The sequence below is a fragment of the Nitrosomonas supralitoralis genome, from assembly GCF_003011925.2.
Classification (GTDB): domain Bacteria; phylum Pseudomonadota; class Gammaproteobacteria; order Burkholderiales; family Nitrosomonadaceae; genus Nitrosomonas; species Nitrosomonas supralitoralis.
This window is the reverse complement of sequence record NZ_PXXU01000044.1, coordinates 20667-28077: the sequence shown is the minus strand read 5'-3', so window position 1 is coordinate 28077 and position 7411 is coordinate 20667. Positions and strand designations below refer to the sequence as shown.

At 46.8% G+C, this 7411-nt stretch carries 5 protein-coding genes; all 5 read right to left on the bottom strand.

The window, feature by feature from the left end:
* Positions 1-48 precede the first annotated feature (48 nt).
* The 5 genes from C7H79_RS12825 to C7H79_RS12805 all read right to left on the bottom strand — a co-directional run bounded on the left by C7H79_RS12825 (position 49) and on the right by C7H79_RS12805 (position 7380).
* Positions 49-3225 carry an efflux RND transporter permease subunit gene (locus C7H79_RS12825; protein WP_106707647.1) on the bottom strand — a complete coding sequence of 1059 codons (3177 nt, stop codon included), beginning with the start codon at positions 3223-3225 and terminating at the stop codon, positions 49-51.
* A 28-nt stretch (positions 3226-3253) separates the two neighbouring features.
* Positions 3254-4753: an efflux RND transporter periplasmic adaptor subunit gene (locus C7H79_RS12820; RefSeq protein WP_106707646.1), complete on the bottom strand. Its 1500-nt coding sequence runs from the start codon at positions 4751-4753 to the stop codon at positions 3254-3256.
* A 3-nt stretch (positions 4754-4756) separates the two neighbouring features.
* Positions 4757-6184 (bottom strand): TolC family protein, encoded by a 1428-nt coding sequence (locus C7H79_RS12815; RefSeq protein WP_106707645.1) that lies wholly within the window; start codon positions 6182-6184, stop codon positions 4757-4759.
* Between the two features lie 114 nt (positions 6185-6298).
* On the bottom strand, positions 6299-6673 hold the full coding sequence (locus C7H79_RS12810) for a hypothetical protein (protein ID WP_106707644.1): 375 nt from the start codon (positions 6671-6673) through the stop codon (positions 6299-6301).
* A gap of 110 nt (positions 6674-6783) precedes the next feature.
* Positions 6784-7380: a Maf family protein gene (locus C7H79_RS12805; RefSeq protein ID WP_106707643.1), complete on the bottom strand. Its 597-nt coding sequence runs from the start codon at positions 7378-7380 to the stop codon at positions 6784-6786.
* Positions 7381-7411: the final 31 nt, after the last annotated feature.

The window sequence follows — 7411 nt, the reverse complement described above, 5'->3', positions numbered from 1 at the left end:
TTTAATACCGTAGCAGCAACGCAGATAGTTTTTCAACGGCCTGCTAGATTACCCCTTACTTGTATCCTTCCCATGTACGATCCGGTACAGCACCGGCAGCACCAGCAGCGTCAACGCAGTCGACGACAGAATGCCACCGATCACCACTGTTGCCAGAGGCCGCTGCACTTCCGCGCCGGTACCGGTGGCAAGCGCCATGGGCAGGAATCCGATCGACGCTACAAGTGCAGTCATCAGAACCGGACGCAATCGAGTCAATGCGCCGGTTTCAATCGCGTCATCCAGTTGCAATCCTTTTTCTCTTAAACCCCGAATAAACGCCAACATCACTAACCCATTCAGTACCGCCACGCCGGAGAGGGCGATAAACCCTACACCGGCTGAGATGGATAAGGGAATCTCGCGCAGCCATAAAGCCAATATCCCGCCGGTCAAGGCAAACGGGACCCCAGTAAACATCAGTAATGCATCGCGCACATTGCCGAACATCGTGTATAGCAGAATGAATATTAAGCCGAGTGCAACCGGTATCACGATCTGCAGGCGTTGCGCTGCGGACATCATCTGCTCAAATTGGCCACCCCAGGTTGTCCAATAGCCAGGAGGGATTCGGATCTTTTCGTTAATGAGATCTTCCGCTTCGTTAACAAACGAACCCAGATCCCGGCCACGAACGTTGGCGGTGACTACGATTCTGCGTTTGCCATTTTCCCTGCTGACCTGATTGGGACCTTGCATCAATTCGAATCTGGCTACTTCACCCAAAGTGACAAAAACCGGTATAGCTGGCTGAGCCGCTTGAGCAACTTGCGGCATAATGGGCGCCAACGCAACACTTTGCAACGAAATACTGATGGGTAATCGTTTCAATGCTTCAATATCTACTCTCAAATGCTCCGGCAACCTTATCTGTAAATCAAAGCGACGGTCACCTTCAAAGATCATACCCGCACTTCTACCACCCACCGACATCGCAACCACATCCTGTACATCGCGACCATTCAACCCATAACGCGCCATTTGGGCACGATCCATTTGGATCGAAAGTACCGGTAGTCCTGTAATCTGCTCGGTTCTTACATCCGCAGCGCCTGGAACGGTTCCAAGCAGTCTTTCAATTTCTTCCCCTAAATCCAGCAAAGTATCCATATCATCGCCGAACACCTTGATCGCTACATCGGCACGCACCCCAGACAGCAGCTCATTGAAACGCATCTGGATCGGTTGGGTAAATTCATAATTGTTGCCAGGAACCTTATGTACCGCTTGCTCCATCGCAGCAATCAGCTCTGCCTTGGTTCGATGTTCCCCAGTCCATTCCGATTGTGGTTTCAAGATAATAAAAGTATCTGCAACACTGGGCGGCATCGGATCAGTCGCTATTTCAGCTGTGCCAATTTTGGAAAACACCCGTTCGACTTCAGGAAATTTCTTGATCACCACTTCCAGTTCATTCTGCATTTCGACTGCAGTGGTCAAGCTAGTGCCGGGAATACGGATGGCATGCAGGGCAATATCACCTTCATTCAAACTGGGAACAAATTCGCTACCTACACGCGTAGTCAACAATCCTGACAAAATAACAATCACAATTGCTATCGTGACTGTGAGCTCACGGTTATTCATGGTTGTCGCCAATACCGGCATATAGGCTCTTTTAGCCCACACCATCACACGACTTTCTTTTTCCTGTACCTTACCGGTCAAAAAGAATGCGATGGCCGCCGGAACAAATGTAATCGAAAGAATCATCGCACCAACCAATGCCGTCACAACCGTCAACGCCATCGGATGAAACATTTTTCCTTCTACTCCGGTCAATGCAAAAATCGGCAAGTAAACAATGATGATGATCAACTCCCCATAAATCAACACCTTCCGCGCCTCCCTGGAAGCATCAAACACTAATTCCAGCCGCTCAGTGAGCGTGAGCACTCTTCCCAGGCGCATCTGTTCATGTGCCAATCTACGTATGCTGTTTTCCACAATGACAATCGCGCCATCCACGATAATGCCAAAATCAATCGCCCCCAAGCTCATCAGATTAGCGCTGACATGATTAGTCACCATACCGGTAAAAGTGAACAGCATCGACAGCGGAATAACAAATGCCGCAATCAGTGCGGCTCGCAGGTTGCCAAGAAACAACAGCAATACCACAATTACCAAAGCAGCGCCCTCGAGCAGATTTTTCGCCACGGTATGAATAGTTTTATCGACTAGGGTGGTGCGATCATAAACGGGTGTAGTAAAAACGCCTTCAGGCAGATTGCGATTGATTTTCTCCAGTTTCTTGGCTGCAGCTTGAGAAACGATACGGCTATTTTCTCCAATCAGCATATGTACTGTTCCTAACACAACCTCCTTGCCATTCTGAGTAGCAGCACCGTTGCGCAGTTCTTTGCCGATCAGGATATCCGCCACATCCTTTATTCGAATCGGGGTTCCTTGCCGAGAACCCAAAATAATATTGCCAATTTCTTCCAAGTCAGCGACTTGCCCCGGTACGCGAACCAGATACTGCTCTCCGCTTCTTTCGATATAACCCGCGCCGACGTTCAGATTATTTCGCTCCAGAGCGATCATCAAGTCGATCAATGTCAAACCAAAAGAAATCATTTTTTCCGGGTATGGCGCTACATGAAATTGTTTGACATAGCCACCCACGGTGTTGATTTCTGTAACTCCTTTCACCGTCCGCAACTGAGGTCGTATCACCCAATCCTGGATTTCCCGTAAATCAGTCGAGGTATAGTTTGTGCCATCCGGCTTTTTAGCACCTTCCTCGGCATTCACGGTCCACATGAAAATTTCGCCCAAACCTGTTGAAATTGGCCCCATCATGGGTTCAATGCCAACCGGCAACCGACCCTTTGCCTCCTGAATGCGTTGACTGACTTGCTGACGCGCAAAATAAACATCGGTGCCATCTTTGAAAACCACGGTAACTTGCGACAATCCATAGCGTGAGATGGAGCGGGTATAGTCCAGATACGGCAATCCTGCCATGATGGTCTCAATCGGAAATGTAATGCGTTGTTCCACCTCAATTGGCGAATAGCCCGCCGCAGCCGTGTTAATCTGAACCTGAACATTAGTGATATCGGGTACCGCATCAATCGGCAGTTTCTGGTAACTATAGATGCCAATAATTGCCATCATCATGACCGCCATCAGCACGATCCCGCGTTGATAAATAGATAGATGTAAAATGCGTTCAAACATGTTAGCTCGCTTTGATCAGGTTATCGATTTAATGGTCGTGAGTTGCGCCCGCTTTACCCAGCTCTGCTTTCAGGGCAAAGCTGTTACCTCCGGCGTATTGCTCACCCTGTGAAAGTCCATCGAAAACCTCAACCATTTCACCATCACTGCGTCCCAGCTCCAAAGGACGAACCTCGAAATAGTGGCCATAACGACCGAATACCACCGACCAATCACGGAATGTTTGTATGGCATCAACAGAAACGGCAACAGGTACTGCAATTTCTTCCGCTACCAGTTCGGCATTCACAAACATACCGGGGCGCCATTTGCCATCACTATTATCCAGCTCAACCCGGGCTGTTGCCGTACGTGTTTGGCCACCGATCAGGGTGGAGATGTAAATCACAGCTCCTTCGCTTTCTACGTCATAAGCTGTCGCCTTCACGGCAACTTTCTGACCAACCCGAATCACATTGAGATCTTTTGGATAAACTGTAACAGCCGTCCATACTGTCGATACATCTGCAACAGTAAAAATTTCCCTATCTTCCTTGAGCACCTCGCCAAGCGCGAGAAACTTGGCAATGATGATTCCAGAAATTGGAGAGCGTATCTCATACTGTGTAATGTTTGTTCTTAAGAAATTAGATTCAGGTTGCACGCCTAAAGCAAGCAATTTGGTAGCAGCCAGCTCCAAAGCAATCTGAGCTTCATGCCATAGCTCTTCCGCCAAAAGAAATTCCTGTTTGGCGCTGATTTTTTCTTCCCATAACTGTTTTTCTCGCTCGTAAGTTGTCTTTGCCAATGTCAGTCGTTTTTTGGCTACAGAATATTGGCTGCGCAAATCCGCCAGCATCGGACTATCGATGACGGCCAGCACATCATTTTTCTCCACATGCTGACCATAATGGGCATGCACCGCAGTCACCACGCCTGGAACCCGCGGCACCACCCGCACGATGTTATGCTCATTGAAAATCACCTCTCCCGGGAGTCTGAGTTTGGGTTTAATAATGGCTGGTCCCGCCGTAAGCAGCTCAATTCCCATACTTTTTAGCATGTCATCGCTTATTTCCACTCGCCCTTCCAACTGACTATGACTCCAGCGTAAGATTTTGCCGTTATACTCGGCGGTAATAACGATATCAAACGAATGCGGCTCCTCAACGATTTGATCTCCCAGCAAATAATCCCCTTCCGGAATAAATTGAAACAACTGCGCTGGTGCACCTAGCCGGGTTAATGTGATGGCCACGGTAGCGGAAGTAGGTGGTAGCAATTTACCTTTTTCATACAAATAAACCCGGAACTGCGGTGGCACGCCTTTTTCGAAAATAGTCAATTCCAGGTTGAAATCATGATCTGTAAACAGCGCACCTCCTCTCGGACCAGTGGCGAGATGATTCTCAGATGATTTCTCATTGGCATGAATGCCTTCCATATCCACTACGACACCAGAAGATTTATCCATAATCAGTATCAACCCACCCAATATGATCCCTATAGCAATAACCATCAGGATTGGCTTCAATCGCGCTTTGTCCATAATTTATTCCTTCACCCTTTTTTCTACACCACGATGAATCAACACACTATCGATAGGCGCTGCAATTAGGCGTTCAATGTCATTCACCAAACGCTGATAGTTTGCCAATGCCCGCACATACAGCACTTGATTTTGAAATAACACACGCTGCGCATCCAACAACTCCAGCAAACCAAATTTTCCTAGCTCATAACCTCTACGTGTTACGTGGAAAGCGCTCTTGGCGCCTGGCAATATTTCATCACGCAAAATGTTAACTTCATTCCAGGATGCCGACAGCATTTCATAGGATTGCGTCAACTCGGTTTTTAGTTGCAGTTCCATCGCGGCTTGTTCATCCTCAGCTTTATCCACTCGTTGATAAGCTTCTTTAAGATTTCCTTGATTGCGATCGAACAACGGCAATGGCATCATTACACTCGCTACGGCTGTGCTACCACCGAGTTGAGCGTGATGCACCACTCCTGCATTAATGTTGAGATTGGGAATGCGACGGGTTCGCTCTACTTCCACGATCGCCTTGCGCTGCTCTATATTTTTCATGGCACGCAGCGCCATTGGATTGTCTATGATACGTTCTTCCAAACGCTGGAAGCTTGGTGGAGCAATTACTGTTTCCAGATCCCCTACGGCCTCTTTGAACTGCGGCGAGGAGCTGTTCCATAACAGTGCCAGCCGCCTGCGTGCCGATATCAAATCCCGTTGCGCCTGTTCCTGTTCTATACGTGTTGTCGACAACCCAATCTTAACTCGGGTTTCTTCAATCGGCGGCACTTTACCGCCTTGCACTCGTCCAGTCACTGTAGTGACCACATTCTGTGCCACCTGTCTGGTTTCCTCAGCCAGTCTTAATCGCTCTTGCGCAGCAAGCACTTCCGTGAATACATTGGCTACCCTGGCGATAATTTCGATGCGCTTGGCTTCATAATCTTTGGCAGCCAGCTCTTCTCCAAGTAAAGCTGCATTGACGCGGGCAGCACGTTTACCACCTAGCTCAATCAATTGACCAATACGGATGGTTGTAAGCTGCTGCACTACCTCCTGCGCTACCGAATCGGAAGAATTAAGATCACCGCGCAGCTTTTGGATGTTGCCGATATTTTCAACATTTACTGACAATTCCGGATTTCTTAGTAATCCAGCTTGCAGTGTCACGCCTTCCAGTGCGCGCATTTCTTTGGAAAAAGCCGCCAACTCCGGATTACGAAGTAATGCGAGATTCACCGCATCACGTAACGTGAGTTTATCTGTTTCCCTAATTGAGGACTCGATTGAATCATTTTCTACCCCATATGGCGGTGCAGTAAAAGTACCCGCACCGGCTTCTAACTGAAATGAGAAAACCAGTAATAGAGTTAAACTCACCAGCATGACCTGCAATTCCGCTGCCACCCCATAGCATGACGCTATTGACAGGTTGCGTAGTCTCATGGAATACCTCCGATTATGCTTACGCATATATAAAACAGATCAAGAAATTTAAAATGATCCGCTCCGCATGGTTGTGGATCCATAAAATTAATCCACAAGCAACACAAGTTAAATTTAGCTTAAAGAAATACTTCGAGGAGGACGCAGGGGTAAATCAGGAATTGTTTCAGGAATAAATGCAGATATAAATACAGTTATGACTTCTGTAACAGTCTGATCCGGAATAATCGGAAAAGAATTAAAAAAGAATGGTTGATATTGTCCTGCCGCATGCAGACACAAATGTGTTGCTGCATCAAGCTCAATGCCATCCCAGAATACATTATTACGGTGCAATTCTAAATGTGTCGTAGGATCAGCTGACAACGCTTGACGAATATGATCCAGCTCATGAGCAAAAACTTCTCCTCTGAAAGACAAACTCAGTCCATTCGTCAGCATACTAATAATCAGCGCAAGAATAACTGGATAAGCAGGATATCTCCGCATCGGTGTCGCAATCTGCAAATAATGAAAGTTTTGAATAGCGCAATTGTTTCACATTACCACGCCTATTTGAAATTTGAAAGCTTTGTTAATAAATTCAAGCCCTAAATCCTTTAAATTATATTAACCCCTTCAAGATTTAACATATCGATTAAAGTGATGAGAGGCAATCCGATCAATCCGCTAGGGTCGTTGCCTGTCATTCGCTCAATAAGCGCGATACCAAGGCCTTCTGATTTTGCACTTCCGGCACATTGATAAGGTTGCTCTTTTATCAAGTAATTCTCAATTTGTTGATCGCTTAACTGTCGGAATTTCACATGATATGGAATAACACGAATTTGTAACTTATCCGTAAAACTATTCAAGAGACATACAGCAGTATAAAAAACGACCTCCTTTCCCCGGGTCTGCCGCAATTGCTCCACGGCATTAACATGATTCAATGGCTTGCCAAGACGAATATCTCCTAATGCTGCCACTTGATCTGAACCGATAATAAGCGCCTGCGGATAAGTTTGGGCAACTGCGCGGGCTTTTGCTTCCGCCAAACGTGCGGCCGTTTGTTCAGGCAATTCGTTGCATAGAGGCATTTCGTCAATTTTCGGATTGCTTGTTTCAAAAGGAATTTGCAATCGTTGAAGCAATTCTTTGCGATAGATCGAACCAGATCCCAGTATAATTTGTTGAGTAAATTTTTGTGTTTTCAAAATTACCTTCTGTATTTTTTGACACTTACGA